Consider the following 26,667-nt stretch of genomic DNA (forward strand, 5'->3'; position numbering starts at 1 on the left):
ATTCAATGAAGCTTTATCTATGTTCCACGATCTTAGTCGCCGCCAATCTAGCTATCCCTGTTTACGCGCAGCAAGCTGGTACGGACAACAGTTGGAAAGCAGTTGATGCCGCACTTGGGCGATCCGGACAGATGCAACCGGGAGATGTCTATAAATTTGCAATGCCGCGCAAGGATCTGATAGTCACGAAGGACGGTATCACGGTCGCGCCTGGACTCGCCCTGGGTTCCTGGGTCGCTTTCAAGACGATGGGAGATGAGACGATGTTAATGGGCGATCTGGTCCTCACCGAGGATGAGATCGAGCCTGTTATGTTGAAGCTGCAACAGCAAGGAATTGAGCAAACATCGATTCACAACCATCTTCTGGGCGAGACGCCACACATCATCTACATGCACATCGCAGGTCATGGTGACGCAGCAAAACTTGCTTCATCGCTTGCGTCTGCACTTGCTCTGACAAAAACTCCAGGTGCTTCCTCATCTCCTTCCTCCCCTTCAAAGCCAATCGATCTGGATACAAAGGCCGTCGAGCAGGCGCTTGGGTACTCCGGGAAAGTCAACGGGGAATTCTCCAGTTCGGCATACCGCGTGTGGAGACAATCACTGACAACGGAATGGTTGTGCCCCCCGCAATGGGGACCGCAACCGCAATCAATTTCCAACCGACAGGCAATGGCAGAGCCGCAATCTCAGGTGACTTTGTGATGCTCGCAAGAGAAGTCAATCCAGTCATCCGCGCGCTCCGCACTAATGGAATCGAGGTTGAGGCGATGCATAATCACATGCTTTTCGATGAACCCCATCTCTACTTCATGCACTTCTGGGCAAACGACGACGCGGTGAAGCTGGCGCAAGGGCTACGAGCCGCGCTGGATGAGACCAATTCTGTGAAGCCCATAGTGAAGTAAGCGCAGTAGAGTCTCTCGAAGGCAGATCGTTTGCATCGGAGGAGCGTAGAGATGAAGACCCGAAAAACTCTCATTATTGCCTTTCTTTCAGTCCTCCTTATAGGACTGCTTGGTGTGGGTGCGTTGAAGTGGCACGGTTTCCGTGCCACTTCAACGCCATCGGCCTTTGAAACGGTCGCGGCCCGATCGATCCGCGACTTTGCGATTCCGGGGAAGGAAAGCCGCCTGACAAACCCGGACGCCGATGACTGGACTGCGATCCAGCAGGGCCGCGAAGACTTCCTCTCTCGATGCGCCTCCTGTCATGGCGTCGATGCTCGTGGACGAACCCCCATCGGCGCCAACGTCTATCCCCGTGTCCCGGATTTGCACTCCGATTCCACACAGAACCTCAGTGACGGTGAAATCCACTACATCATCGAGAATGGCGTTGAATTGACAGGTATGCCCGCGATGACCAGTCCGCACCACGAATCCGCTGCGGAGAGCTGGAAGCTCGTAGCGTACATCCGGAGCCTTCGTACTCCCACGCGAGACGAAAAAGCCGCCGAAGCGAATACATTGGCATCAGCCCACTACACCGGCTCGCAGGCGTGCCAGAAGTGCCATGCGGACATTTACGAGCACTGGAAGAAGACGCCGATGGCGAACGTGGTCCGCGATCCGCGAGAGCACCCGGATGCGATCATTCCCGATCTCAACACGAATAACGTCTCAAAGTTTACGAAGGACCAAGTAGCTCTGGTCTACGGCAGCATCTGGAAGCAACGGTACTTCACCAAGGTCGGCGATGACTACTACCCGCTCCCCGCGCAATGGGACATCCACAACAGGAAGTGGCTCAAATATCACGTCCCCGATACAGGCGCCGACTGGTGGACAGCCTTCTATCCTTCGGACAACATGCAGCGGCCTACAGGGCCAACTTGCGATGGCTGCCACTCCGTGAACTATGACATCCACACCAAACAGGTCACGGAATGGAACGTCGGCTGCGAACGCTGCCACGGTCCCGGCAGCGAGCACGTCGCCCATCCCACGCGGAACAATATTCTCAATCCGGCGCAGATGGACGACGTAGCGGCGAACGACACCTGCATTCAATGCCATTCACAGGGGCAGCCCCTCACCAAACAGATCGTGGGCAAAGCCTACGACTGGCCGGTCGGATACCAGGTCGGTCTACACCTTCAGGACTATTGGAAGCTCGAGGACATCACATTAGGCCAGACGACGTTCACTCATTTCGCTGATGGGACGGCACACAAGAATCGAATGCAGGGCAATGACTTCGTGCAGAGCGTTATGTACGAGCACGGTGTCACTTGCGCTTCCTGTCACGACGTTCACGGCACCGAGAACATCGCGCAGCTCCGAAAGCCCGTAGACAAGCTCTGCCTGGACTGTCACGGACCAACGTCGCCGAATGGTCCACACACCGCGACTCTGGAGCAACACACCCACCACAAGGATGGCAGCCCCGGCAGTCAGTGCGTAGCCTGTCATATGCCGAAGATCGAAACTCAGGGTGTTCCCGGTACATTTGTGAGTTCACACACCTTCAAATTCATCTCGCCGGCGATGACAGACAAATACAAGATTCCGAACCCTTGCACGTCCTGCCATACGGACAAGTCTACGGATTGGGCAACGAAGGAATTGATGACCTGGAAAACGACATCTCCTTGGCGAGTCGGGCAATGAAGAGAGACTGTAGGTTCCACGGCTTGTTGAGCTGGAACCTGGACGGCTAGGCCACGTCTCGGTCAACACCACAAATGTTTATGCAGAAGTGGATCTGGAAATGAAGGCTAAGGCGCTCGCAGCCTGTTCTACGACACCTTATGTGCTGATCAACATAAAACCTCGAACCTCCAATTTGCCCCGGCAGGCAGCTTTTCTACAGCAGGCATTTCATCGGTTCGATGAATGCTGCGCGTCGAACTGGTAAGGCCGCGCCAATCTTCCCTGTATACCGGGGTGTCTAAGCCGCAGTTGGCCTCAAGCTGAATCGCCGTTAGTTCGGCAAACCGGATGTACTTTGGGATCGTCGCCTTCTCAAACGCTCGAAGCCGCCTTCCAAGAGCTCTACAAGAGTGCACGCACAAACTCAATCTAAATCCAAGAGACGTTTCCAAGATGCAGGTGTCGAGTCGGCCTGATAAGTTTTCCATGCGAAGTCGAAAGCGTTGCTTTATCGTGAAAAAAACACCATAAGCTGGCCATTTGGCCAAATTATGGTGTTTTTGACACAAATTCTGGCTGGATTCCCGGCCAGAATTCATAGCTGCATCGCCGCAATCTTTGCAATCACATACATGTCAAAGTGGCCAAAGCTTTGAACAGTGGCTAACAGTGGTGCACAGTGGCCGACATTGATGTACAGGACCAAGTGGTGGTTGAAACTGAATAATAGTTCCGCCTACTCGATGCCGTGATCCAAAGGACTTAAAAGCACAGCCGAGACCTGGTTGGTGCGACATTTTTGCCTACCGCGCTTGCCTAGGTGCCGCCAGGTGCCAAGTGTCGTGCACCAATTCTGCCTACTCGTCTCATTCAAAAGCCCAAAGAGTCGACGTTGGAAACCGTGACGGAGCCACTTCCTCCAATAAGGGAATCAGGCAGGTCCGTACCCTGTGTTGCGAAGGAATAGAGGGTTGCTTCGAGGAACTCAAGATTTAGTGCAAAGTTCAGCACATCCGTCTCAGTGGGACCAGCGGCAAGAACAGTGTCTTCCGAAGGATTGCTTCCGCTGCACCCGCTTAGTGCGACTCCTAAAACGCTGCTTGCCATTCCTACTCCAATCATAAAATTTCTACGGTTCACGATTCGGCCATCTCTGGCGGCTAGAGCTTGTTCGACCGTGTTAGCATCGCGATCCTGACGGTGTACTGCATTACTCATACTGTTATCTCCTGAAAATGCACTTCCTGTGAATAGAGAGAGGTGGCTCGGGTACGGAGCAGTGTGTTGAGCGTGACTCCGGTTAGCTCTGCTTTAATGCGGAACTGGAAGGAAAATCGTCGGCATTAGCGAACTCCGTCAAGGAAGGTGTTCACCTGCGAGACAAAGAGAGCGTGGTATTGGAAGAGTGAGCCGTGGCCGGAATCAGGATAAAGACTGAGCTGGGCGCCGGGAATGTGCTGGTAGAGGACATAGGAGTTGACGGTGGGTGCGATAAGGTCGTCATTGCCGTTAACTACAAGAACGGGCTGCTTGATGGCTTCCAGTTGCGCGTTATTCGCGACCCAAAGAACCGGACATGATACTTTCCCATCATCCGGCTCAAGCCTTGGATGCATGGAGCAGAGCCGATCACAACACACAGGTTTCAGTGTTACTGTTGGCACGCTCCAGACTCTCACGAGTCTCGAAGTAGTCGCGTCCCACCAAGACGCCCATCAGCGACACGTCAAGGTGAGGTCGAACTCCAATCTGTTCGATCTTGACCGGATTGACCGTCCCTCGCTCGCCAGTAACCCGGCAGCAGTTGAGTTCTTCCTCCTACCCCTTCCCTCAGGCAAAGGACGTCGCGGATTCATCATATCTTTTCGACCGTAGCCACAATTGGGAGGATGGCGCTTAGTTCTCTAATTCCATGCACAACTTCTACCGGTATAGGAAAACTGGGCCAAGCATCGATGACGAGCAGTGTGCGTTTCAAAATGTGATCATCCTCATGACGCAGGTCCGATGCAAACGTCGTTCGAGCTAAATCGAGTTTTTTACTTTGCTGCGTCTTCTTTCTTCCGTCCCTACTACCGCATGGCAGCATGACCAGCTTACGCAACACTTCTGCAGTTCGACTATATGACTTTTATACGAACCTCTTTCGATCTTGTAAGGCTGATTTGCGATGTAATCACACTGTTTCAATTCGCGGCTGGTCAGTTCGCGCAAGGAGTAACAAAAATGCATGTCCGTAATTTTTCCAACGCTCCAAGGACGGCGTGGGCTGTGTTCCTGCTCACATTCGTTTTGGTGGCATCATCTCGTGCTCAATCCACATTTGGCAGTATTGTCGGAACGGTACAGGATGTAACCGAGGCCGTGGTACCTGGAGCAGCAGTAACGTTGCACAGCGAAGATGACAATAGCGACCGCGTAACAACCTCAGGCCCTACAGGGGACTTTCAGTTTGTCAACCTCAAACCGGGACGGTATTCCGTTGCTTCCCGGGTTACCGGTTTCGCTGATGCCAAGGTCACTGCTTTTGACCTTGCGCCACGCCAGACCGCTCGAGTCAATGTCGTGATGACGTTGCAAAGTCAGCAGACCGTCGAAGTCTCGGCCAGCGCCACGATGATCAGCACAGACAAGGCCACACTCGATTCGTCGAAAGACAATGCAGCGATAGTGCAGTTGCCATTGAACTCACGCGCTTCGACATCGAGCCCTCTATCTTCGCCTCTCTCCTACCAAACGTACAGCAGGATAATCAGGGAAACATTGCTCTGGCTGGTGCGACAGCGAACATGGTCAACTACTCGGTCGATGGTATTTCGACTGCGGATATCTTCCACAATGGCGCGTTGAAGAACGCGTATCCTTCGCAGGAAAACATAGCCGAGGTCAAGGCTACTGACTTCAACAACAGCGCAGAGTTCGCCCAGGTTGGTGATGTTACTTTTACCACCAAAGGCGGATCGAATGCGCTTCACGGCAGCGTGTTTGAATATCTGCAGAACGATGCTCTCGATGCGAAGATTTATGGTTTCGACACCAAGGCACCAAAGCGTTATAACGACTTTGGCTTCAGCCTGAGCGGCCCGGTTACGATTCCGCATCTCTATCACGGCAGGGACAAGACATTCTTTTTCGTGGACTACGAAGGCAACCGCAGGAGCACTTCTACCCCAGAATTCCTGGTGGTTCCAACTGCCCAGCAACGCGCGGGGGATTTGAGTGATCTTCCCATTGGAAATGCAAGTGGTATGCTTACCAATCCGCTTCCTGCAGGATCTACATGTGCTGGCACGGCCTTTACGAATAATTTCATTCCTACCCGGTGCATCAACCCGGTCGCCCTGTCGTTGTTAAATAAGTACTATCCGCTACCCACACCCGGTCTTACGGGCGCTTTCAATTATCAGGCTCTGGTTCCGATTCCTGGCAACAGCAATGGATTCGATGCCCGTATCGATCAGAACATTAACAGCAAACAGCAGGTTTATGCGCGTATCAGCTGGAAGAACCTGCTGACTAACGTGTACAACCAGTTGCTTCCAAACGATGAGGACGTGGAACACGATCGGAGTTTCCTAGTCTCACACAACTATTCGATCACACCCAGAATTGTGAACGAGTTTCGTTTTGGCTTCACACATTCTTTGATCAATCCGAATTTTCCGATTCAGGGAACTCAGGCGCTGAATGGGTTGGGATTCGAGACTGGTACCGGACCGGGACAGATCAACACCACTAACCATCCAACGCAAGGGGCTTTCCCAGCATTAACTTCTCCGATGGAAGCGGATTCTCCACTATCGGTCGAGACATTACCGGTGTGGGGGAGTCGAACACGAAACAACTCACGGACAACATCACTCTTAGCCGTGGCCATCACACCATTCGCGCCGGAGTTGACTACCGTATCGTCAATTACGTTACTCCATCGCTGGAGACAGCATCCGACGACTTTGGTCAGTTCACCTTCAATCAAAATGTCTTCACCGGCAGCTCCTTCGGTGACCTACTGCTAGGACTGCCTAACATCACTTATTTCGCGGTTACGGGTCCTCGCGACGATGGAACGGCGCACCAATATGGCTTCTATGGTCAGGACCAGTGGGAGGTCAACAGCCATCTCACGGTGAATGCCGGACTTCGGTATGAATATCTTCCAGGCTTCCAGGATCAGCTTGGCAACATGGCGAACTTCCTTCCGGATACGAACACAGTCATTATTCCGGACAGGTTGGCGAACGGTATTGGAGCAGTCCCTGCCTTTCTGCAGTCCTTCAACTCATGCACGCTGCCAGGAAGAAACATGAATCTGGCATGCTCGAACTTTCAGACGGCAAGCCAGGCTCATATGCCGCAAAGCCTGAGGCAGAATTACAAGTACAACTTTGATCCACGTCTCGGTATTGCTTATCGTCCCTTTTCGGATAGCAAGACTGTAATTCGCGCTGGATTTGGGGTCTTTACTGTAAGCAATCTCGGACCGCTAGCCTTCAATATGTCGAGCAATCCTACTGCCTCTGTTCACACGTATCAGAACAATAACAACGGAACGCCACAGTTCCAGTTCCCACTGGTTTCAACTCCAAGCCAATCCGTTCAGTATGGCGGCGGCGAGTTGGAGCAGGGCGACGCTCCCAACTATCGTGACCCTGAGGTAATCCAGTGGAATCTCACGGTCGAACGAGAGATCACGTCTTCTACGGCTGCTCGCATTAGCTACGTAGGAATGGAAGGACACCGGCAAAATGTAACCATTGATCTCAATCAGATCCCTGAAAACACCCAAGGATATAACGTCCCGGCGGGCGGATGGGTCGATCCCCGCGCACCATTCCAGAGCTGGTCGGAGATCTTCCAGTCTGCAAACCTTGGTTCCACCTCGTATCACTCATTGCAACTGGGAGTGACGCATCGCATGTCGCATGGCCTGACCTTCCAGGGAGACTATAGCTGGACGAAGAGTCTGAGCGATGTGCAGGGAGACGCGCCCACCAGCTTCGCCATTGAAAGCTACTATGGCTTCGCTGTTTCAGATCGATTCCACATCAATGCGCTTCGGGGCAACGCCGAGGGTACGCCGCGTCAACGTTTTCTGGCTACGGGAACATACGAACTCCCGTTCGGCCGGGGTCGTGCGTGGAGCAGTAGGCACGGCTTCGTGAATGAGGCTCTCGGCGGCTGGAATGTGAATACCATCTCACTCCTCCAGACCGGTCCATGGCTGACTCCAACGATGAGCCCAAGCAACGATACGTCCGGTGTTGGCATTTCGCAACGCGGAACGACGGCGCGTCCGGATCGAGTGCCTGGCGTTTCCACAACTCCTGCTCATCGCAGCAATTCCAACTACTTCAACATCAACGCCTTCACCACCAGCACTCAGCCTGGTCAGACCGGGAACGCCGCAGTCGGTTCTCTCGAAGCTCCCGGAACCATTGCTGTCGCGGGTGGCCTCGCCAAGGTGTTTACCTTGCATGAGGGAATCAAGATGCGCTTCGAATCAACATTTACTAACATCATCAATCACTCCAACTTCGCCATACCAGCCACAGACGTAAGCAATCCCAGTACGTTTGGTGTGCTGCAGTCGGTGCAGACGGCGAACAATGCGGGAAATCGTACCGGACAGGCGGCGCTTCGTATCGATTTCTAGTTGAGCGCTTAGCCATTTACAGAAAGCCTGATGGCCAACCTATCGGATGCTACCGATAGGTTGGCCACTTCAAATAACTCCTTTCGGCAGCAAGTGGCGACTCCAATAAAAAGGCGCATCGTCTATGAAACGAAAATGCAGATGAGCTCAACCGATGAATAACAATTTGGATAAGGTTCTTGTCGTCGTTGATGAGGCCTCGCAACGCTCCCAATTAAGGAGGACCCTTGAGGCCTCCGGATTCGATCCAGGTGAGGCTTCCCTGGTGACAACGCGCTTATGCGCTTGCGGATGGTTGATTACGATGCCATTCTTTTGGGCTTTTCGAAGCAGGTAGGAGAAGAGATCGAGACCTGCGGTCAACTCCGTAGGTTCCATCCCCGCATCCCCATTCTGATCCTGAGCGACTCTGATCTTCTAGACTCCAAGGTGAATGCGCTGGAGGCAGGAGCCGATGATTATGTTGTCAATCCTTTTTCAGAACGCGAATTGACCGCTCGACTTCGATCCGCCATTCGTCGGTTTCATGCGTCTGCCATCGGCACTAACGGCTGCGTGGCTGTCGGAGAAATCAGGCTCGATCCGGACAAATTAATCATTGAAAAATCCGGCAACGAGATACTCCTCACCCCCTTGAGTTCCGTGCGCTCCACATACTCATGGCACAGGCCGGTAAACCAGTCACGCATTCTTCGTTACAGAGCTTACTTTGGGGGCCGGAACGTGGTAGCCAGCGGGAGCATCTGCGTGTGTTGATTAGTACCTTACGCAAAAAGCTTGAGGATGACCCGGCACATCCGGTTTATCTGATGACGCACTCTCATTTTGGATATTTCTTTCGTGCCGCACATACCGCAGCAACGCAATGAATAATCCTGTCTGATGGCCAGGTTCGGGTGGCTTGGAGGATGCCAGAAAAAACGAAATACTTACGACTTTACATGGACATTTTCGCCCTTGTAAGACGATCCAGATCCGTAATCGCAATAGTGTGATTGTTCCGCCATCACGTTGATCGATTGCCGGATGGCAGCTCGGCATGATCAGTTGCCCCTGAGCTCCGACGTGGCGCATTGACCACCTTCTCCATCGCCAATGATGTAGCCAAATACTTCGCCATCATTCCGGCAATGTTCAGATTCGGAGCGCCGTTTCTCGGCATCAAGCTCATTGACTTGTTTATTACAGCCCTGCACCTGGCCTAAAGGATCATGCGTCGAATTCTTGTCACTGCTAACTCCACAAACTGGTGTTGTGCCTTTTTCCCACTAACCTTCTTCTTCAGAAGAAGTCAGCCTGTAGCCAACCCAGGGATCGGTAAGCAGGTAGCGCGGACGAAGCGGGTCCGGTTCAATCTTCTTTCGCAGAGAAGCGACAAGTACCCTTAGATATTCCGGCTGGTGTGTACTGTGCGGCCCCCAGATCGAATGGATGATGACAGAATGCGTCAGGACGCGATCGGCATTTCTTACAAGAAAGAGGAGGAGGTCATACTCTTTTGGCGTCAGCTTGATCTCTCGATCCTGGATGCTAACCTGCCGCTTTAGCAGGTCGACGTTGAAATCCCCCACCTGCAATATCGCTTCTTCCTGATCTGGCTGAGAAGCAAGAGCGCGTATCGATTCCAATCTGCGGAGAGAAGTGCGAACCCGAGCAAGAAGTTCCTCGATGCTGAAGGGCTTTGTGACATAGTCGTCGGCGCCAGCGTCAAGAGCACGGATCTTGGATTCCACATCTTCGCGCACCGACAGCAAAATGATCGGAAGAAGAGAGGCAGCTCGTACCCGTTTACATAGTTCGACGCCGTCCATATCGGGCATTGTTAGATCGGTAACGATCAGGTCCGGCCCCCAATCCTCTAGCACGTGCAAGCCGGAAAGACCGTCGTGCGCCGTCCGAACGTCGTAACCATTCGCGACAAAACTGGCGCGAAGAACTCTGGTGATCGCGGGTTCATCATCGACAACCAGAATCTTGTTCCGAGGGGACGCTCTCTGAATATTGGGGCCGTTCATTCCTCGTCCTCCTTGATAGGTATGCGAAATGTCATGGTTGTTCCTTTTAACGGCGAACTCTCCGATACCCATATCGATCCGCTATGCGCTTCTACAACTGCTTTCGCGATCGACAGACCGATCCCCAGACCGCCCGGGCTGTTCGTTCTGGAATTCCTCGTGTCCTTCCCGCGATAGAACTTCTCGAAAACCCTCGCCAGATCGTCCGTCCGAATTCCACTCCCCTGATCCGAAACCGAAACCTCGACGTCTCCCTCGACCTGTCGAGCCGTGATGCTGATTGCAGATGCGTCCGGCGAATACTTTCTCGCGTTGTCCAAAAGCGTGTAAATCACCTCGGCCAGGGCTCGTACGTCGATGTGCATCAGTGGAAGAGTATCCGGAATATCGACATAGACACGGTGCTTCACCAGCAACGCCTGAGCGCGTTTGACAGCCGCTTGCGCTACCTCGTTCAGCGCCCCCCAGGTAGTCTGAAGCAGCAGATCGCCCCCTTCGATGCGTGCCAGTTCCATAAATCCCTTGAGGATCTGATCGAGATGGGAGCTCTCTTCATCCACCAGTTCGATGAGTTCGCGATTAAGTTCAGGATCGAGTGTCTGGCTCGTCCGTTCGGCCTTCCGCAGCGTGCTCGCCGCCGCGCGTATAGACGTCAGAGGAGTCATCAGATCATGCGTCACCGCATCCAATAACGCGGACTTCATCAACTCGCTTCTTTTGATCGCCTCTGCGTGGCTGGATTTTTCGAAAGCGCCCTGTAACTCCATATAAAGCCGTTCAATCTCTTCCTTGGCAGCCAACGCTTCTAGCGTCCTCTCTTTTGCTTTCGCGGAAAGTTGGCCGGTGACAAGAGCCGTGACCGTGAAGGCTGCAAGGGCAACCCAATTCTGCGGATCAGTGATCGTCAGTGTCAGAATCGGAGGAAGGAAAAAGAAGTTATAGCCGAGCATTGCCACAACAGATGCGGCGATGGCTGCTCTGCTCCCCATGTGAATGGCCGTAAACAGCACCCCGAGCAGCAGGGCAAATCCGATTGTCGTTGTGTTGACCATGCCCTGGAGAGGAGCCAGCAGGAGCACGAGGAGAGCAAGGAAGGTGCTCGATGCCAGAGTTCGCCTTATCACGCTTTTGGAAAGGAATAATTCGGCACTTCGGAGAATCCTGATCGACTGCGGCATGCTGATCTCAGGTTAGGGGAAGGGCGTCTGCATCACATACATTTCCAGGGCATAGTTGAATCGATGCACCGGCTCTCATATGACTTTTATATGGACTATTTTCGACCTCCTAATTTGATTCTGAAGTGTAATCACTTTGGGCTTCGCGAAACGAAAAACCTGAGTAGTTCTGAAGGCTGTATGGGACTGAATGCGATCGGCGAATTCGATCAACGAGACGCCTGATGAAAGTGTTCGCCAGAGCGAAGATCAGGGCGAAGCCGACATCGCATTAGACTTTTAATTTAGGCGTAAGATTGAATGGCCACAATGACAAATATCCCAGAATTTCTGCCAAGAACACGTCGACAACAGACAGGTTCCCGGACTGTGCTTTTTGTGGCCTTCGAGGGGATGGGACTGCTCGACATGAGTGGTTCGACGACTGTCTTCTGGTCAGCATCTTTATTTATGAAGCAGCAAGGAAGGCCGGGCTACTCTTTCTGCGCAGTTAGCATTGACGGGGGTCTTATTGTCACGGCGGAAGGGGTCGGTATTGCCACCGTGCCGGTTTCGGATTTTGCGCGCGCTGCGATCGACACTATCGTTGTGCCCGGTGCGCTCGACATGGAGCCAGCGCTAAACGACCGCCGACTGGTGGACTGGTTACGTGTCACTGCTCCAAAAACGCGACGGATGGCATCCGTTTGTGCAGGAGCATTTCTGCTGGCCGAGGCAGGCCTGTTGAACGAGCGTCGCGCGGCAACCCACTGGGCCTCATGCGCTTTGCTGAGAGAGCGCTATCCCTCGTTGAAGGTTGAACCAGATGCTATCTTCGTGCGCGACGATCCCATCTGGACGTCCGCAGGAGTCAGCGCCGGCATCGACCTTTCTTTGGCGATGGTGCAAGACGACTGCGGCCATAGTGTCGCCATGCAGGTGGCCCAGCAGTTGGTCGTATATATGAAGAGGCCTGGAGGGCAATCGCAGTTCAGCGAGTTATTGCAATCGCAGACCACCGATTCTCCAATCTTTGATGAACTTCACCTGTGGATTGCGAAGAATCTGCAAGACCGGAAGTTGACTGTAGATATGCTCGCAGCACAAGTGAATATGAGCCCGCGAAACTTCGCTCGAAGTTACAAGACCAGGACCGGACGGACTCCGGCCAAGGCACTTGAACTTTTCCGGGTAGAAGCGGCTCGCCGCTTACTGGAAGATGCCAAACTCGACGTGGACGAGATCGCTCAGCGCTGTGGGTTCGGCGACGAAGAACGGATGCGCGCGACCTTCAAACGGCATTTGGCTATATCACCTCGGGATTATCGTCGGCGTTTTTCAATACTCCCTCGGCGAGCGCTAAGAGACGAAAATAGATCGAGCCCGGCAACGAAACGAGTCCAGCCCTATTCAACGAACTCGATCTATCGATCGAAAAGACATAATCGTCAACGGTTGACTGTTGGTGTGCTTGCCTCGTGAGCGAGCATAAGCCGGCTTAGCATCGTCATGGCAGAAATTATGGGATGTTTGTCATTGCTGCCATCCGACTTCGAACTTAGATTGAAGTCGAGCGCACAGCATAGGCAGCTCAAGTCAACCGCCGACGAAAACGGAAAGGATTGAACATGATTCTCACAAATAGCAGTCTAGATGGACAGAAACTCACTCTCCTCGAAGCCCAACTCATGGAGGGCGAGATACAGCGGTCGACATTTGTTGAGGCGGCTCTATCCCTGGGCGTACAGTCCCCAACAGCGATGACCGAAGCTGACCGGTATTTGGCAATCGCCTCGAATCAGTCCCAACTACGAGCATCGCTGAAGAAGAGCTATGACTACATCGTGGTCGGTTCAGGAGCTTCTGGCTCTGTAGTCGCGGGGCGCCTTGCTCAGAATCCCGCTACACAGGTCTTATTGCTTGAGGATGGAGGAAGCGATCTCAAGCCGGAAATTTTGATGACCGTCCTTTGGTTTACCAACGAAGGCGGAAAATTTGACTGGAGCTTCAATGCCGAGCGCAGCGATTCCGTCAATGGCCGCTCCATACACCAGGCCATGGGCCGGGTGCTTGGCGGAGGCAGCAGCATCAACGGCATGGTGTGGGCCCGGGGCCACAAGAACGATTTCGACTACTGGGCAAAGGAAGTTGGCGATAGTGCGTGGGACTACAACCATATTCTTGAGATCTACAAGCGCATTGAAGCTTGGCAAGGCCCAGCTGATCCGTCCCGCCGAGGAACGGGTGGCAATGTCTTCGTGCAGCCCGCACCCGATCCTCATCCGATCGCTCATGCATTTCTGCAAGGAGCTGCTGCGCATGGGATCGCGACCTTCGACGATCAAAATGGAGTCCTGCTGGAAGGGGACGGGGGTGCGGCCATCACCAATGTCCGAATTCGCGATGGCCGCCGTCGCAATATTCCGGCCGATTACCTCTATCCGGTCATGCACCAACCAAATCTCACGGTACTGACTGGGGCTCATGTCTGCCGCATCACCTTCGAAGATGCGACAACAACCGGAGTTGAGTTCGAGTATCAAGGCGAAACGCGTACGATCCGTGCGTCCACTGAAGTCATTCTTTCCGCAGGCGCGATCAACACGCCGGGAATCCTTATGCGCTCAGGTATTGGAGATCGGGCTGAGCTCGGTCGCTTCGGTATTCCCACTGTCTCGCATCGTCCAGGCGTCGGCCAGAATCTCCAGGATCATCCGATCATCGGAAGCGCCATGTGGGAGGGCGACGAGCCGATCTCAGGACGCAACAATAGCGCAGAAGCTAATTTTCTGACGAAGAGTAGCTCGGACCTTTTGACTCCCGATCTACATTGCTGGCATATCGAAGGACCTTATGCCTCGGAGGTGACGGGCAAACTCGCTGTACCCGCAACGTGGTCGATCTCGCCGGGCTTGGTAAGGCCCGAGAGCCGCGGCTTTCTGCGCCTCCAATCCGCCGATCCTCACAAGGCGCTCGCAATTCACGCGAATTTGTTGAGCGATCCACGGGACATCGCCGCGCTTCGAGTTGGCATAAAACTATGTCGCGAGATCGGGAACTCGGAAGCGCTGCGCCCCTTCAGGAAACGCGAGATTCTACCGGGCGATGTAGACGGCGAAGCGCTCGACGCGCTTATTCGGGACGGAGCGATGTCGATGCATCATCCGACCTGCACTGCAAAAATGGGCACGGACGATATGTCCGTTGTCGACTCGAAGTTGTGTGTCTATGGGGTTAAGAACCTCAGGGTGGCCGACGGCTCCATCATGCCACGAGTCACCACAGGGAATACCCATGCGCCGTGCGTCATTATCGGCGAGCGTATGGCAGAAATGCTTTCGGCTTGAGAGTGAATTGAAACTTCCGACTTTCGCACCCTCAACGGACCGTCCATACCAAAAAGAAAGAGGAACAAAACAATGACTCAGACCCCCACAGAAGTCGTAAGGCAATTCCTGGCGAGCACCACAAATCCAACGATTGTCAAACGTCTCGTTGCAGAGGATGCGACCTACGTGTCCCTCAACTATGACAATCCCGATCTCAAAAAGATTATGCCGTGGGCCGGCACGGGCAAGGGTCCACAGGCGTTCATTGACACGTTTACGCGCGTCAGTCAGTTCTGGCAGATTCTGGCTTTCTCTCCCGAAGAACTGTTCGGTGTTGGTGAAAACGTCGCCGTCTTTGGCCGATTCACCTACAAATCGAAGACACAGGGGAAAACTGTCGAATCTCCCTTCTCGATTCTTTCCCGCGTGCACGATGGCAAGATCGTTTACTTCCAGTTCATGGAGGACACCTTCGCGACGGCAGCCAGCTTCAAATCCGGCGGAAGTTCGATATTTCATAGCGATCCGAACGGAAAGGAGATCGAGATCTGATAGGGATCGAATAATAACGCGCTAAAGAAAGGAACTCATGATGGAAGCACGGCTTAATGCTCAGCAAGCATCTCCAGCGGCTTACGCAGCCATGATTGGTTTAGAGATGTTTGTTCGAAAAGAATCCAAACTCGAACCATCGCTTGTCGAACTCGTGAAAGTTCGCGCCTCACAGATCAATGGTTGTGCCTACTGTATTGATATCCACACCAAAGATGCCCGCACCGAGGGCGAGACGGAACAGCGTCTGTATGCGCTTAGCGCATGGCGCGAGACACCATTCTTCAGCGCACGAGAGCGCGCGGCTCTAGCATGGACCGAGGCGCTGACCTTAATTACGGAGGGCCATGTGCCGGATGACATCTATGAGTTAGCGAAGCAGAGTTTCTCGAATGAGGAACTCGTGAATCTCACACTGGCTGTCATCACTATCAACGGTTGGAACCGTCTCGCGATTTCATTTCGATCGGTGCCAGGAGACTACCAGCCAAGAACGCATAATACGGAGACCTCAAAGTGATCAAACGCATACTTATGGTTTCAATTCTTCTGACCGGAACACTGGTGGCTCAAGAACTAAAGGTATCGCCGCTTCTGTCGAAGGACCTGACCGGAATTCCTGGGAAGGAAGGCCTGATGATTACGGTTGACTACGCACCAGGAGCTACGGACGCGATCCACCGTCATAACGCCCATGTCTTCGTCTACGTTCTTGAAGGGTCGGTTGTGATGCAAGTCCGAGGCGGCAAGGAAGTAACGCTTGTCCCAGGCCAAACCTTCTACGAGAGTCCACAGGACGTACACGTCGTGGGTCGCAACGCCAGTAAGACGAAACACGCGAAGTTCCTTGTTTTCTTTGTGAAGGATAAGGGCGCTCCGTCTCTTATTCCCGCTCAATAGAGCGGTTACCCGTGGCCCGTAAGTCTGCCATGCCCTTCAGGTCTGCATCGGCGCCGGCAGCGTCCTCAATCACTCTCCAGCTACGAAACTTGCTTAGGAGAAATGAGAGTCGGACATTAACAGATACATCCCACCTCGACCGAGACAAATGATGACCACACAAAAAATTGCGATGCACTGGATCAACGGAGAGTGGATGGATTCGAGCCCGCATCGAGAGTCCATCGATCCAGCCACATATCAGGTAATCGGAAGTTACGCCGATGGCGGCGTAGAGGTAGCTGCTGCGGCGATCGCTGCAGCTCGTCGCGCCTTTGAAACGACCGAATGGAAACGTGACGCTTCACTGCGTGCACGAGTTCTGGAGGAGCTAGCAGCTTCCTTTGAGCGGCATACCGACTCCTTGGTTGAGCAACTTGCGTTGGAGAACGGTAAGGTCAGGCCGGAGGCATCCTTTGAAGTCAATATGGTGCCGTCCAAGCTGCGCTACTATGCCGCGCTGGCCCGCGTCGAACGCGGGCACAGCGGCACCCCCAGGCCAGATGTATTGTCCATCGTTTTGCGTGAACCGATGGGGGTTGCGGGCATCATCGTACCTTGGAATTCTCCTGTAGTGCTGATGATCCGTTCACTAGCTCCTGCTATGGCCGCTGGCACGACAGTAGTGATTAAAATGCCAGGCCAGACCGCGCAGACCAATGCGCTGATCGCAAGGGTCATGTCGGAAGCGCCGTCGCTTCCGTGCGGCGTAATAAATCTCTTCAGCGAATTGGGCGCAGAAGGCTCCAAGCACCTGGTGGCCTCGCCAGCGGTGCCAGTAATCAGCTTTACGGGTTCCACCGCCACGGGGCGCGCAATCTCTGCAGTGGGCGCACAATATCTCAAACGCTTCGGCCTGGAACTGGGCGGTAAAACACCACATCTAGTTTTCGACGATGCCAATATCGATGCGGCACTGCCGGTGCTAGAGAAATCACTCACTGTATTCGCTGGCCAGTTCTGCATGACCGGATCGCGTCTGTTGGTACAACGAGCGGTAGCGAATCAAGTGCGCACGAAACTCGCTAACCGTTTGCTCGATTTGAAAGTGGGTCCGGCCTCCGACCCGCGAAGCGACATGGGCCCTCTGATCGACAAGCCCAACGTTGCACGTGTCGATCACGCGGTAGAGGAGGCCATCGCTCAAGGTGCCCGCATCGTGGTGCGTGGTGGCCCAATCGTAGAAGGGGAACTCGCTCGGGGCGCATTCTATCGACCAACTCTGCTGGAGGTAGACGACCCACATCTGGATATCGTGCAGAAAGAAACGTTCGGACCAGTGCTTACCATGCAGGTGTTCGATACCGAGGCCGAGGCAATCTCCTTGGCTAACGATAGCGAATACGGTCTCTCTGCTGGTATATGGACGCGCGATATACAACGCTCATTCCGGGTAGCGCGAGAACTACAAAGCGGCACAGTCTGGATCAACGATTGGGCCAAAGTTTACGACGAGTTCGAAGAGGGTGGCTATCGTCAGTCCGGTCTGGGGCGCCTCAACGGCGTCGCTGCGATTGACGATTTCATCGAGTACAAGCACATTACGCTTTCCACCGCTGATTAGCTGCGTCGGCACAGGCGACTTCTTATGCAAGCTGCGATTTCACTCACATACACCAGGAGGAAAGAAGCAATGAAAGGCAAGATCGTTCTTGAAGAGCACCTCACAACGGCACTAAACAATAGTCTTTGGGATGCGTCTGGAGAGTCTGCACGTAACGGGAAAGCGTACATGGAGGATGTCGAAGGTAAGCTGCTGGATACCGAACGACGCATCGTGGAGATGGATCAATGTGGCATTGACATAGCCATTCTCTCCCTTACCTCACCAGGAGCGCAATCGTTACTCGATACGAGAAAAGCAACCGATTTCGCCAAACAGACCAACGATCATATCGCCGAACATCTCCTCGCTCAACACCCAGATCGGTTTCGCGCTTTTGCGACCGTCGCGATGCAATCACCTAGAGCTGCGGCAGACGAGTTGGAGCGTTCAGTTACCAGCCTGGGTTTCATGGGAGCATTGATAAACGGGTACACCAACATCGGAAATGCCGATACTGCGCAGTATCTGGATGAACCGCCGGTATGGGAGTTCTGGGACCGCGTCGCTCAACTAAACGTCCCAGTCTATCTGCATCCCCGTGAACCGCTGCCTAATCAGCGACGGATTTATGAGGGCTATTCTTCCCTCATCGGTTCGGCGTGGGGCTTCGCACACGAAACGGCAACTCATGCGATCCGTCTGATGTTGAGTGGGCTGTTCGACAAATATCCCAACTTGACTATCATTCTCGGACACCTTGGAGAAGGTCTGCCTCTCATGTTACCGCGCCTTGAGCATCGGCTTTGGATGCAACGGGATGGTCAGGGATTAGGCAGTGCCAAGTTACCCGTGAGTCATTATTTCAGTCGCAATTTTTACTTGACCACCAGCGGCCACTTTCACACGAAAGGCTTGTTGGATGCGATCAGCGAAATTGGCGCCGACCGTTTACTCTTCTCGGCGGACTATCCCTACGAGAGCATGGTCACGGCGAGTCAGTGGTTCGATAACGCGCTTCTCAGCACAAATGATCGAGAGAAGATCGGTCGAACTAACGCACAGACTCTATTCCGTCTGTAAAACCACGACAGACTCTTTTTTATAACTAACCCTCACTCTCGATTCACTCGAAAGGCTACCCAATATGGCAAAAGTGCTTGTTCTTTACTATTCAACCTACGGCCACATCGAAACGATGGCTCAGGCAGTCGCTGAAGGCGCTCGCAGTGCCGGGGCTCAAGCGGATATTAAGCGGGTGCCGGAGACCGTGCCTGACGATGTCGCCAGAAGCGCTCACTTCAAGCTAGATCAGGCAGCACCTATTGGCACGATTGCCGATCTCGAACACTATGACGCGATTATCGTTGGTACAGGTACGCGCTTCGGACGTATTTCCTCTCAGATGGCGTCCTTTCTCGATCAGGCAGGCTCTCTCTGGATGCGCGGCGCCTTGAATGGCAAGGTTGGCGCCGCATTTGCGTCAACGGGGACCCAGCATGGCGGTCAGGAAGTCACACTGTTTTCTCTGATTACCAATCTGTTGCACTTTGGCATGATTATCGTGGGCCTCCCCTATAGCCATCAAGGCATGATGAGCACAACCGAAATTGTTGGAGGCACGCCGTATGGAGCAACCACCGTTGCTGGTGGGGATGGATCACGACAGCCGACAGAGATTGATCTCGCCGGTGCACGTCACCAGGGCATGCTGGTCGCCAAAACAGCGGCGAAGATATTCGGGTAAGGAAACAACGATATGCGTATACGAGCCGCAGTAATTGAACAGAAGGGTGCTCCATTCACCATTGAACAATTGGAGTTGGATGCCCCTCGTGCAAACGAGGTGCTGGTTAGAATCGTTGCGGTAGGCATTTGCCAGACCGATATTCATATGCAGCATCAGGAATATCCAGTGCCATTCCCGATCGTGTTGGGTCACGAGGCATCTGGCATCGTCGAGAACGTTGGTCCGGGTGTAAGTGATATCAAGCCTGGCGACAAAGTAGTTTTATCATTTCCGTCCTGTGGTCATTGCAGTCCCTGCCTGAGCGGAAGCGCAGCCTACTGCTTGCACGCCTACGAGCTCTGTTTCGGCGGTCAACGGCTCGACGGCAGTAATGCTTTGCATCGTCTCTCCACGAAAGGCGAGAAAGAAACAGTACATGGTCATTTCTTTTGCCAGTCGTCTTTTGCAGCTTATTCCATCGCACTGGAAAGTAACGTAGTTAAGGTTCCGGACGATGCACCCCTGGAGCTTCTGGGACCGCTGGGATGTGGATTTCAGACTGGCGCGGGGGCGATATTCAACTCGCTGCGTGTCCAAGTGAATTCGAGCATCGCAGTCTTTGGTGTAGGGGCTGTGGGACTCGCTGCCATCATGGCCGCGAAAGCGGCCGGAGCCTCTAAGATCATCGCCATTGACATAGAAGACAAACGTCTGACTTTAGCCAGTGAGTTAGGAGCAACGCATACCATCAACAGCAAACGGGAATCCAGTTCAGAACAGATCAAGTCCATTGTGCCAATTGGCCTCGATTATGTGCTGGAGTTAACAGCACGTCCTGAGATGCTCAAGCTCGCCGTCGATGTTCTCGCACCCAAGGGCACAGCCGCATTGATCGGAGGCGCACCTCTCGGCACCGAGGCCTCAATCGACATGAATCAACTACTTAATGGGCGGACGGTACGAGGCATCATTCAGGGTGATGCTGTCCCACGGTTATTTATTCCCAAACTGATCGATCTCTACCAAGCCGGCCGGTTTCCATTCGACAGACTTATTCGTTTTTACGATTTCGCAGAGATAAATGAGGCTATCGAAGACATCAAAAAGGGCCAAACGATCAAAGCAGTGTTGAAAGTCAGTACGCCTTTATCTCCATTGCGACCATGGTAAAAATCGCAGGCTTCAGCTTTTCAACATCGAATGCCTTTTGTTTACCCCTGAGAGCATCATGTCCGATCGATTGCATGGACAAGATTACTGACAGATAGAGCATGGATTTCTGGCCATCGCTGAGCCGAGTGAAATCGACCAACTTCTCGTTGTGCCCCGGAGAGAATGAGACGGTCAAGTGTCGCAGGAGGGTCTCGATCTCATTATTCAGAAATGTGATTTCAGGATCCGAGAAGAACGAGCCTCTGTGAAGGTCCTTCCACCTCGACGCGAGCTGTGCGCTGAGAGATGATACAGCTTCATTGGCGATTAGACTGTCGCTGATTTTTTTCGTGTGTCTTGCTACGACCTTCTTTTGTGCCTGCCAGTCGGCTGAACGAAGCGCACGCCCCAGAAGCGACGTGGCAGTGTATGAGATCTGTTCGGTTGGATCGCGGCGGGCTGGAAGGTAGTGTACGTGAATGTTGTTTCTGTCCGATCGGGGCACAGGCTGACTTGTCAGCGGATTGCCGTCCTCATCAATTTCGAGAACATACTTGAGCGCTTCCTCGATTTCGCCCTCAATATCGATGCTGGCATCGAGTCGGAACCGCACCCGTGGGATACCGTCGGCGCTGTCCAGGCGCATATGAGCGAAGTTCGGTGGAATCGAAGGATTCGCCTCATGGTCGTCGGCGCACTCCGGAAATTCGAATTCTGCCTCGATATACATCGAATTCGCTTCGAGAGTGGTCGTCCCCGCGCTCTGTCCGGACGTGTGGAAGTCCGACTTCTGGATGCGCCTCAAGGCGGGGTTGAAGGCAAATAATCTGCACAGTGCTTGAAGAACCGCAGTCTTTCCGGCACCGTTCGGTCCTATCAGGAAAGTTAAATCGTCGAATCTGATGTCTGTGGCTTGGGGCCCAAACGACTGGAAATTCGAAACGCGTGCTCTTCGAAGTTTCAATGATGATCCTCGTTATCACTCTGTGTGAGCTACCATCGGATCGCCGTTAGGAGAATCCATCAAACTAGGATAAATAACAGACGGGTACGTTCGCCCATTTGCTGAAAATAACCCACGACAGACTCCTTCAGGGAGTCACTAGAATGCCTCCAACAATTCGCGCGAAGCTGCCCCTCGCATGGGGTACGACCTCAATACGGGTGCTTATCCTTTCTTTGAGTTCAGTGACGTGCGAGATGATGCCGATGGACCGACCACTCTGACGCAGGTCGGTAAGAACCTGCAGAGCCTGATCGAGTGCCTCGGAGTCGAGCGACCCGAAACCTTCGTCGATAAATAGGGACTCCAGCCGCACGCCCCCGTGTGGTTCTGCACGACATCTGCGAGACCCAGCGCCAGTGAAAGTGACGCCATGAATCCCTCGCCCCCGGACAGCGAGGAGACCGGGCGAGTGGTTCCGGTGTGGCTATCAACAACAACAATGTCTAGACCACCAGACTGGCGCCCGTCGCCAATGCGGATTCCACGCTGAAGTTCGAAGCGACCTTTGCTCATCCTGCGCAGCCGCAATGAAGCAGCTTGAAGTACGTCTTCGAAAAGCGCACCTTGAACGTAGCGCTGGAATGTGACCCGCATCTGGTTGTCACCGCAGGCAACGCCGGCGATCTTTCCGTACACACTGTGGGCAGTCTCAAGCAACCGGAGTTTCCTTTGCGCCTCGTTCAGCTGTTCAAGGAACCGCTCGGCGGATCGGACGCTCTCCGATAACCGGTGTTGTTCCTGTACGAGACCTGCAGCCTCTTCTTTCGCGATCGACAATCCCAGTTCAATAGCTGGTAGGTCCGGCGGCACAAGCCCGGCGGCTGCTTGGCGGGCACGGTGGAGTCGAGACTGGGCGGCGGAAAGGTCGGCTTCGAACTGTTTGATCTCTCCTTCCATTCGGCCGATGTTCGAGATTTCCGTCTTCGCGAAATCGAAATCAGCCGGGGTATTGAAGCCGACTTGCACCAATCGCTCCGAGAACATTTCTCGGGCCTGACGCGCCCGATCTGCCGCTGTCTGCTCGTTCTCCTGCGCGGAACTGTGGGCCATGACACATCCAGTAGTCGCGCGGCTGGTTTCCTCGACCTCGGTGCGAGCGGTTTCATAAGCTGTTGTCAACTCTGCTACACGACCGGAGGCATTTCTAATCGCGACTTTAAGTAACGACGGCGTCTGAAGATACTCAGGCACCCCGTCCTGACGCTCAGCAAGTGCCTGGTGCGCAGCGGCCAGGCGATTGGAAGCTGTCTGCATGCGGGAGCGGGCTGCGTCCAATTGGGAAGACAGGCTTGCCAGATTGGCGCGATCACTATTCTGCTCTTCCGTGGTGCGCCCGGCCTCTTCGGCAGCCCTGCGAGAAGCGGCTAACTCGTTGAGTGCGTCTTGAAGCTGACCCGTCAGTTGGGACAGAGGCGTGGACGCGGCCGCGCCGAGCTGAGTAATGAGATTGCCGGTCTCTGTCTCAAGACGGGTAACTTCGCTTTGCGCGATGGCGGCTTTGTCGCGCAGTGAGGCGGACTCGGCCTCAAGTTGCCGGACACATTTCTGAAACAGCTTGAGTTCCCGTTCTTCGGGGAGCGGAACTTCAGAAGTTGCCGGCATCGGATGATCAACCGATCCGCAGACCGGGCAGGGAGCACCAACCATGAGGTTAGCTGCCAAAACTGTCGCCTGGGCAGAGAGCCAGTCAGTCTGCATCTCATCAAACCGCTGTCGGGCCGCCAGCAGGCTGGCATGCATTGTCGAGAGGGCAGCGCTCGTCTGATCAAACCGGTCGCGCGCCCCGCCGAATTCCTCGGTTGACCGGTCCAGCCGCCTCCGATTCTGAAGCAACACCTCCAGCTGTTGTACTGTTAGCGAGAGGAAGTCGACCCGCTGCGCAGAAACCTGAAGGGTTGCGATGCGCTGATCACGCGCTTCGATTGTTTGAGCAAGCCGCTGCACTTCGCGGTCAAGGCGCGCCTGCTCGGCGGCTTCCATGCCATGCGCCTTCTCAGCCGCGGTAGCCTCGGTGGCAGCAAGGGCGATCTTGTCCACCCGACCCCCATGTCGGAGAGATGCTGCAACTCACGGGCTGAAGTCCCCCGTTCTTCGCTGCATCTTTCTTCGACTGCCAAGCGTTCCCGAGCTTTCGACTCAGCTTGTTCCGCGTGGGCACGTTCCCGTTGGCGATCAGTTTGCTCTTCTACTGCGCTAGCATGTTCCTTGCCACGCTCAAGAACTGTACGCTCCAGATCCAGCAGCTGCTCCGCTTTACTTGCGGAAGTCAGCTTAAGCCGAGTGGAGGCTATTTCGGTCTCGTGTTCCTTCACGGTAGAGGATGCATTCTCGGCCGCTTGCAATTCCCCCAGCCTTTCGGCGGCCGAGCGAGCCGCTTCCGATGCCTCTTGAGCAGCGATCTCGGTTCTGCGGGCGGCTTCCAGCGGACCGTCGAGTTCCTGCAGCCGTAACTGCGCAGCTTTCCGACGCTGCAGCAGTTCGTCCTCCGACTGAGCCTCAGCAGCCTCAAGGAAGTTACCCTGCCGTTGTCGCGCCGCTTGGATCTCTTCCTCCAACGCCTTCGCCTTCAACTTCAATTCCTCTTCGATATGGCGAAAAGCTTCGGTCTGAAACAGGACTTCCAGTATCTGTTCGCGTTCACGGGACGTGGCTGATAGGAACTTCCTGAACTCGCCCTGCGGCAAGAGAACAACTTGGCGGAACTGGCTGCATTCGAAGCCGAGCAGTTCAGTAACCTTGGCCGTCACGTTTGTCGGCTGCGAGGCTATTACTTCGCCCTCAACATTCGGATCGATGACCCCCGTCCGCCCCCAGAGCGTCGCAGTGGGTGGATCTTCCGTAGTACCATTACCCCGCCGGCGCGGTCGCACCTGCGCCGGTGTACGCTGGACCCGGTACGATTCCGGACCAATGTCGAAATTCTTTTCGAACTAAGCAGTTCATCGACCTTTAGGCGGGCCAGATCGATTAACCCAAGCATCGGGTAGTCTGAGTCCAGTAAAGCCTTGCTGGTCTGACGCGCTTTGAGCGCCTCGATGTTTACATGACCGTGCATCTGGTAGTACTCGTCGAAGTAGAGAAACTTCGGAAGTCTTGTCTTCAGAAATTTGTCCCAGATATGCAACGACAATCCCCGCTCAACAATCTTGGGGAGAGCGGCCCGTCCTTCTTGCGACGCGTTCGTTTCTTCTTGGGCCTTTGCACCAGCTTCGGCAGCTTTCTTCTGATCTGCATCCACAATACCCGCTGCTGCTGCCATCGCAGCGGTGGCGTCTTTGGTCTTCTGTTCCGCCCGAAGATTCCAAGCCTTAAGCAGAGTCTCTAAATCGATCCAGGTCCCTGAAGGAACCTCGGTCTCCATGCCCGCATGCTTGAGCAGCGTGGCACCAGCGATCTTCTGATTGACATAAACACTTACGAGGCTTGTGTTTTCGTAAGTGCGTTCATACTTGAATTGCTTCTGTGTCAGGACCCCTTTGCCGAACTCCGTTTCGATCGCATGTAACTCCTGATCTTCCACCTCGAATGTTGCAGAAATCGGGATGCTGTGCCTACGTGTTTTCGCCTCAACTGCCTGCCGATAGTCTTCTACCTCGGCGCGAGGATAATCATCGGTTATGTCGAATTTTTGATGTTCGGGGATTATGGGATTGAGCCTGTAAAGGGCCTGCAAGAGGCTGGTCTTCCCTGATTCGTTCTTTCCCACCAAACAAGTGACATCCGAAACATCGATAGGGCCCGAGTCGTAAATCGACTTGAAGTCGCGCACATGGAAACTAACCAGTTTCATCTAGCCTCTTGCCTCCCTGAATTCTCCGCGATGAGATCGGCTGTTCGATAACAGGTTGTCTAATTGTCCGGAGGAATAATCTCGCAAATGGTACCACATAAAAGCCTATCTAACACATAAAAGGGAGGTTATGGCGGGATGCCGATCTCGGCTACCATTGCACCTATTCCGAATTAAGAATCGGGTAACGCTAAACGCCGATTGCGCCAGCCCATGTTCAGAATCCCAGCGTACTTGTCATTCTCTACTTCGGCAAGGATCTCGGAAGATGACTACGCCATAGGCGAAAGTATGTACCACAGACCAAAGCCATGACTCTGCACCCGCAGACTCTCGCCGTCCTGGGCAGTCAGTTGAAAGTACCCTGCGGGAATGGCATCGCCGTCCACCGCTGAAATTGCACCTTCCGACCTGCTCTTTCCCACGGCGGGAGGGAATCCGGGTCGCTGGATAATGTTCGTGTGGACGATAAACCGATAGGTAACTGCCCACTCTTTGGCTTCGCCGCTCGTTGTGCGAAGCGTTCCCTTACCTTCGATGACATCTGTCGCCACGATTGATCTCCTCGGTGATATACAAAGTATAGTCTTCGCTACCCGTTATTGGGCTATAATTGCCGTCAATTCTATGACATACGCTACGCAGGTGGTATCCTCATCACGGGCATTCTCGGCTCGCTGCTCGGTGGCGCGGCCCTCGTCATCTCGATCTTGAACTATCGACGGGACAAGCCGCAGCTCAAGGTCACGCTCAAATGGGATATGCAGGAGATCGGTACTCGACGAATGATGGGAATTGTGAAGGTGGCCAATGTGGGCAGACGCCCGGTACATCTCAGTATTGTCGCTTTGCAAATCAATGCAGACCATAAATACCGCGCAATGATCCTCAACGATTCGATAAAAGGTAAGCGGCTCGATGAAGGCGATAAGCCTGAAGGGTTCACGGTGAACTACGACCAGATGGCCGAGCATAAGGGGCATTGGGACAAGATCCGCGCGATGGCGGAAGATAGTACCGGAAAGGCTTATTACTCCGAATACCCGAAAGACAAGCCTTCATGGGCGAACTAGCGTTTTAGAAGTTCAGGGTTCTCGTGGATGTTGCCGATGACCTCAAACGGAACATAGGGCCGGAAGTGGCCCTATTTGAAGCTGAGTATCGTTGGGATCGGATTGAATGCAGCACCGGGACGGATCGAGGTGC

General features: G+C 53.9%; 26 protein-coding genes and 1 pseudogene. 18 read left to right on the forward strand and 9 right to left on the reverse strand.

Features of this window, described 5'->3' with window-relative positions; genetic code table 11:
- Positions 1–5: 5 nt before the first annotated feature.
- Genes RBB80_RS10040 through RBB80_RS10050 form a run of 3 tightly spaced genes read left to right on the forward strand, consistent with a single transcriptional unit; the run spans position 6 to position 2,614 of the window.
- A complete protein-coding gene (locus RBB80_RS10040) occupies positions 6–707 on the forward strand; it encodes a DUF1259 domain-containing protein (RefSeq protein ID WP_433968048.1) in 702 nt (233 codons plus the stop codon).
- Positions 617–910, forward strand: a complete 294-nt coding sequence (locus RBB80_RS10045) for a DUF1259 domain-containing protein (RefSeq protein ID WP_433968049.1) — start codon at positions 617–619, stop codon at positions 908–910. Before RBB80_RS10040 ends, RBB80_RS10045 begins: the two co-directional genes overlap by 91 nt.
- Before the next feature lie 51 nt (positions 911–961).
- A complete protein-coding gene (locus tag RBB80_RS10050) occupies positions 962–2,614 on the forward strand; it encodes a c-type cytochrome (RefSeq protein WP_433968050.1) in 1,653 nt (550 codons plus the stop codon).
- An 852-nt stretch (positions 2,615–3,466) separates the two neighbouring features.
- Here RBB80_RS10050 and RBB80_RS10055 read toward each other — a convergent pair.
- A complete protein-coding gene (locus RBB80_RS10055; RefSeq protein ID WP_433968051.1) occupies positions 3,467–3,814 on the reverse strand; it encodes a ferritin-like domain-containing protein in 348 nt (115 codons plus the stop codon).
- Between the two features lie 125 nt (positions 3,815–3,939).
- Positions 3,940–4,260 carry an alpha/beta fold hydrolase gene (locus RBB80_RS10060; protein ID WP_433968052.1) on the reverse strand — a complete coding sequence of 107 codons (321 nt, stop codon included), beginning with the start codon at positions 4,258–4,260 and terminating at the stop codon, positions 3,940–3,942.
- Positions 4,261–4,822: 562 nt separating this feature from the next.
- Here RBB80_RS10060 and RBB80_RS10065 point away from each other — a divergent pair.
- The 5 genes from RBB80_RS10065 to RBB80_RS10085 all read left to right on the forward strand — a co-directional run bounded on the left by RBB80_RS10065 (position 4,823) and on the right by RBB80_RS10085 (position 9,454).
- Positions 4,823–5,446, forward strand: a complete 624-nt coding sequence (locus tag RBB80_RS10065) for a carboxypeptidase-like regulatory domain-containing protein (protein ID WP_433969606.1) — start codon at positions 4,823–4,825, stop codon at positions 5,444–5,446.
- Between the two features lie 970 nt (positions 5,447–6,416).
- Positions 6,417–8,249: a hypothetical protein gene (locus RBB80_RS10070; RefSeq protein WP_433968053.1), complete on the forward strand. Its 1,833-nt coding sequence runs from the start codon at positions 6,417–6,419 to the stop codon at positions 8,247–8,249.
- A gap of 279 nt (positions 8,250–8,528) precedes the next feature.
- On the forward strand, positions 8,529–9,005 hold the full coding sequence (locus RBB80_RS10075; protein WP_433968054.1) for a response regulator transcription factor: 477 nt from the start codon (positions 8,529–8,531) through the stop codon (positions 9,003–9,005).
- The gene (locus RBB80_RS10080) at positions 8,909–9,118 is read left to right on the forward strand and encodes a winged helix-turn-helix domain-containing protein (RefSeq protein ID WP_433968055.1); all 210 of its coding nucleotides are present in this window, start codon (positions 8,909–8,911) and stop codon (positions 9,116–9,118) included. The genes RBB80_RS10075 and RBB80_RS10080 overlap by 97 nt, the downstream gene beginning before the upstream one ends.
- A gap of 204 nt (positions 9,119–9,322) precedes the next feature.
- Entirely contained in the window at positions 9,323–9,454 is a 132-nt protein-coding gene (locus RBB80_RS10085; RefSeq protein WP_433968056.1) for a hypothetical protein, read from the forward strand.
- A gap of 63 nt (positions 9,455–9,517) precedes the next feature.
- On the opposite strand, the gene RBB80_RS10090 is transcribed toward RBB80_RS10085, so the two are convergent.
- Together RBB80_RS10090 and RBB80_RS10095 are read right to left on the reverse strand one after the other, a co-directional pair.
- Positions 9,518–10,336, reverse strand: coding sequence for a response regulator transcription factor (locus tag RBB80_RS10090; protein WP_433968057.1), 819 nt, complete (start codon positions 10,334–10,336; stop codon positions 9,518–9,520).
- Complete coding sequence (locus RBB80_RS10095) at positions 10,261–11,388, reverse strand: sensor histidine kinase (protein ID WP_433968058.1); 1,128 nt, start codon at positions 11,386–11,388, stop codon at positions 10,261–10,263. Before RBB80_RS10095 ends, RBB80_RS10090 begins: the two co-directional genes overlap by 76 nt.
- A 423-nt stretch (positions 11,389–11,811) precedes the next feature.
- Between RBB80_RS10095 and RBB80_RS10100 the strand changes: the two genes are divergently transcribed.
- The 9 genes from RBB80_RS10100 to RBB80_RS10140 all read left to right on the forward strand — a co-directional run bounded on the left by RBB80_RS10100 (position 11,812) and on the right by RBB80_RS10140 (position 20,683).
- Entirely contained in the window at positions 11,812–12,903 is a 1,092-nt protein-coding gene (locus RBB80_RS10100) for a GlxA family transcriptional regulator (protein ID WP_433968059.1), read from the forward strand.
- A gap of 146 nt (positions 12,904–13,049) precedes the next feature.
- Positions 13,050–14,768: a GMC family oxidoreductase gene (locus RBB80_RS10105; RefSeq protein WP_433968060.1), complete on the forward strand. Its 1,719-nt coding sequence runs from the start codon at positions 13,050–13,052 to the stop codon at positions 14,766–14,768.
- Between the two features lie 72 nt (positions 14,769–14,840).
- Positions 14,841–15,302: a nuclear transport factor 2 family protein gene (locus RBB80_RS10110; RefSeq protein WP_433968061.1), complete on the forward strand. Its 462-nt coding sequence runs from the start codon at positions 14,841–14,843 to the stop codon at positions 15,300–15,302.
- A 37-nt stretch (positions 15,303–15,339) separates the two neighbouring features.
- The gene (locus RBB80_RS10115; protein WP_433968062.1) at positions 15,340–15,822 is read left to right on the forward strand and encodes a carboxymuconolactone decarboxylase family protein; all 483 of its coding nucleotides are present in this window, start codon (positions 15,340–15,342) and stop codon (positions 15,820–15,822) included.
- Between the two features lie 14 nt (positions 15,823–15,836).
- Positions 15,837–16,202 carry a cupin domain-containing protein gene (locus RBB80_RS10120; RefSeq protein WP_433969607.1) on the forward strand — a complete coding sequence of 122 codons (366 nt, stop codon included), beginning with the start codon at positions 15,837–15,839 and terminating at the stop codon, positions 16,200–16,202.
- A 148-nt stretch (positions 16,203–16,350) separates the two neighbouring features.
- A complete protein-coding gene (locus RBB80_RS10125) occupies positions 16,351–17,805 on the forward strand; it encodes an aldehyde dehydrogenase family protein (RefSeq protein ID WP_433968063.1) in 1,455 nt (484 codons plus the stop codon).
- 69 nt (positions 17,806–17,874) lie between these two features.
- The gene (locus RBB80_RS10130) at positions 17,875–18,867 is read left to right on the forward strand and encodes an amidohydrolase family protein (RefSeq protein WP_433968064.1); all 993 of its coding nucleotides are present in this window, start codon (positions 17,875–17,877) and stop codon (positions 18,865–18,867) included.
- A 64-nt stretch (positions 18,868–18,931) separates the two neighbouring features.
- Positions 18,932–19,531 (forward strand): NAD(P)H:quinone oxidoreductase, encoded by a 600-nt coding sequence (gene wrbA, locus RBB80_RS10135; protein ID WP_433968065.1) that lies wholly within the window; start codon positions 18,932–18,934, stop codon positions 19,529–19,531.
- 12 nt (positions 19,532–19,543) lie between these two features.
- Positions 19,544–20,683 (forward strand): NAD(P)-dependent alcohol dehydrogenase, encoded by a 1,140-nt coding sequence (locus RBB80_RS10140; protein ID WP_433968066.1) that lies wholly within the window; start codon positions 19,544–19,546, stop codon positions 20,681–20,683.
- On the opposite strand, the gene RBB80_RS10145 is transcribed toward RBB80_RS10140, so the two are convergent.
- From RBB80_RS10145 to RBB80_RS10160, 4 genes are all read right to left on the reverse strand, one after another.
- Positions 20,649–21,629, reverse strand: a complete 981-nt coding sequence (locus RBB80_RS10145; protein ID WP_433968067.1) for an AAA family ATPase — start codon at positions 21,627–21,629, stop codon at positions 20,649–20,651. The genes RBB80_RS10140 and RBB80_RS10145 overlap by 35 nt on opposite strands.
- 204 nt (positions 21,630–21,833) lie before the next feature.
- Entirely contained in the window at positions 21,834–23,651 is a 1,818-nt protein-coding gene (locus tag RBB80_RS10150; protein ID WP_433968068.1) for a hypothetical protein, read from the reverse strand.
- Between the two features lie 787 nt (positions 23,652–24,438).
- The gene (locus RBB80_RS10155; RefSeq protein ID WP_433968069.1) at positions 24,439–25,461 is read right to left on the reverse strand and encodes an AAA family ATPase; all 1,023 of its coding nucleotides are present in this window, start codon (positions 25,459–25,461) and stop codon (positions 24,439–24,441) included.
- 272 nt (positions 25,462–25,733) lie between these two features.
- Entirely contained in the window at positions 25,734–26,015 is a 282-nt protein-coding gene (locus RBB80_RS10160) for a hypothetical protein (protein WP_433968070.1), read from the reverse strand.
- Positions 26,016–26,063: 48 nt separating this feature from the next.
- Here RBB80_RS10160 and RBB80_RS10165 point away from each other — a divergent pair, with 48 nt between their 5' ends.
- Positions 26,064–26,534 (forward strand): hypothetical protein, encoded by a 471-nt coding sequence (locus RBB80_RS10165; RefSeq protein ID WP_433968071.1) that lies wholly within the window; start codon positions 26,064–26,066, stop codon positions 26,532–26,534.
- Here the strand turns inward: RBB80_RS10165 and RBB80_RS10170 are convergent.
- Positions 26,531–26,593, reverse strand: a pseudogene (locus tag RBB80_RS10170) (YopX family protein); the annotation flags it as partial. The gene RBB80_RS10165 and the pseudogene RBB80_RS10170 sit on opposite strands and share 4 nt — an antisense overlap.
- Positions 26,594–26,667: the final 74 nt, after the last annotated feature.

Origin of the sequence: Tunturiibacter gelidiferens (assembly GCF_051013345.1) — a bacterium.
Lineage (GTDB): Bacteria > Acidobacteriota > Terriglobia > Terriglobales > Acidobacteriaceae > Edaphobacter > Edaphobacter gelidiferens_A.

What these genes read in the sequence shown, in the direction of transcription:
- RBB80_RS10075 (WP_433968054.1), top strand. Translation starts at nt 8,529, where the DNA reads ATGCGCTTGCGGATGGTTGATTACGATGCCATTCTTTTGGGCTTTTCG.
- RBB80_RS10050 (WP_433968050.1), top strand. Translation starts at nt 962, where the DNA reads ATGAAGACCCGAAAAACTCTCATTATTGCCTTTCTTTCAGTCCTCCTT.
- RBB80_RS10090 (WP_433968057.1), bottom strand. Translation starts at nt 10,336, where the DNA reads ATGGGTATCGGAGAGTTCGCCGTTAAAAGGAACAACCATGACATTTCG.
- RBB80_RS10105 (WP_433968060.1), top strand. Translation starts at nt 13,050, where the DNA reads ATGATTCTCACAAATAGCAGTCTAGATGGACAGAAACTCACTCTCCTC.
- RBB80_RS10040 (WP_433968048.1), top strand. Translation starts at nt 6, where the DNA reads ATGAAGCTTTATCTATGTTCCACGATCTTAGTCGCCGCCAATCTAGCT.
- RBB80_RS10045 (WP_433968049.1), top strand. Translation starts at nt 617, where the DNA reads ATGGTTGTGCCCCCCGCAATGGGGACCGCAACCGCAATCAATTTCCAA.
- RBB80_RS10155 (WP_433968069.1), bottom strand. Translation starts at nt 25,461, where the DNA reads ATGAAACTGGTTAGTTTCCATGTGCGCGACTTCAAGTCGATTTACGAC.
- RBB80_RS10055 (WP_433968051.1), bottom strand. Translation starts at nt 3,814, where the DNA reads ATGAGTAATGCAGTACACCGTCAGGATCGCGATGCTAACACGGTCGAA.
- RBB80_RS10130 (WP_433968064.1), top strand. Translation starts at nt 17,875, where the DNA reads ATGAAAGGCAAGATCGTTCTTGAAGAGCACCTCACAACGGCACTAAAC.
- RBB80_RS10150 (WP_433968068.1), bottom strand. Translation starts at nt 23,651, where the DNA reads ATGGAAGCCGCCGAGCAGGCGCGCCTTGACCGCGAAGTGCAGCGGCTT.
- RBB80_RS10110 (WP_433968061.1), top strand. Translation starts at nt 14,841, where the DNA reads ATGACTCAGACCCCCACAGAAGTCGTAAGGCAATTCCTGGCGAGCACC.
- RBB80_RS10140 (WP_433968066.1), top strand. Translation starts at nt 19,544, where the DNA reads ATGCGTATACGAGCCGCAGTAATTGAACAGAAGGGTGCTCCATTCACC.
- RBB80_RS10065 (WP_433969606.1), top strand. Translation starts at nt 4,823, where the DNA reads ATGCATGTCCGTAATTTTTCCAACGCTCCAAGGACGGCGTGGGCTGTG.
- wrbA (WP_433968065.1), top strand. Translation starts at nt 18,932, where the DNA reads ATGGCAAAAGTGCTTGTTCTTTACTATTCAACCTACGGCCACATCGAA.
- RBB80_RS10125 (WP_433968063.1), top strand. Translation starts at nt 16,351, where the DNA reads ATGATGACCACACAAAAAATTGCGATGCACTGGATCAACGGAGAGTGG.
- RBB80_RS10120 (WP_433969607.1), top strand. Translation starts at nt 15,837, where the DNA reads ATGGTTTCAATTCTTCTGACCGGAACACTGGTGGCTCAAGAACTAAAG.
- RBB80_RS10080 (WP_433968055.1), top strand. Translation starts at nt 8,909, where the DNA reads ATGGCACAGGCCGGTAAACCAGTCACGCATTCTTCGTTACAGAGCTTA.
- RBB80_RS10115 (WP_433968062.1), top strand. Translation starts at nt 15,340, where the DNA reads ATGATGGAAGCACGGCTTAATGCTCAGCAAGCATCTCCAGCGGCTTAC.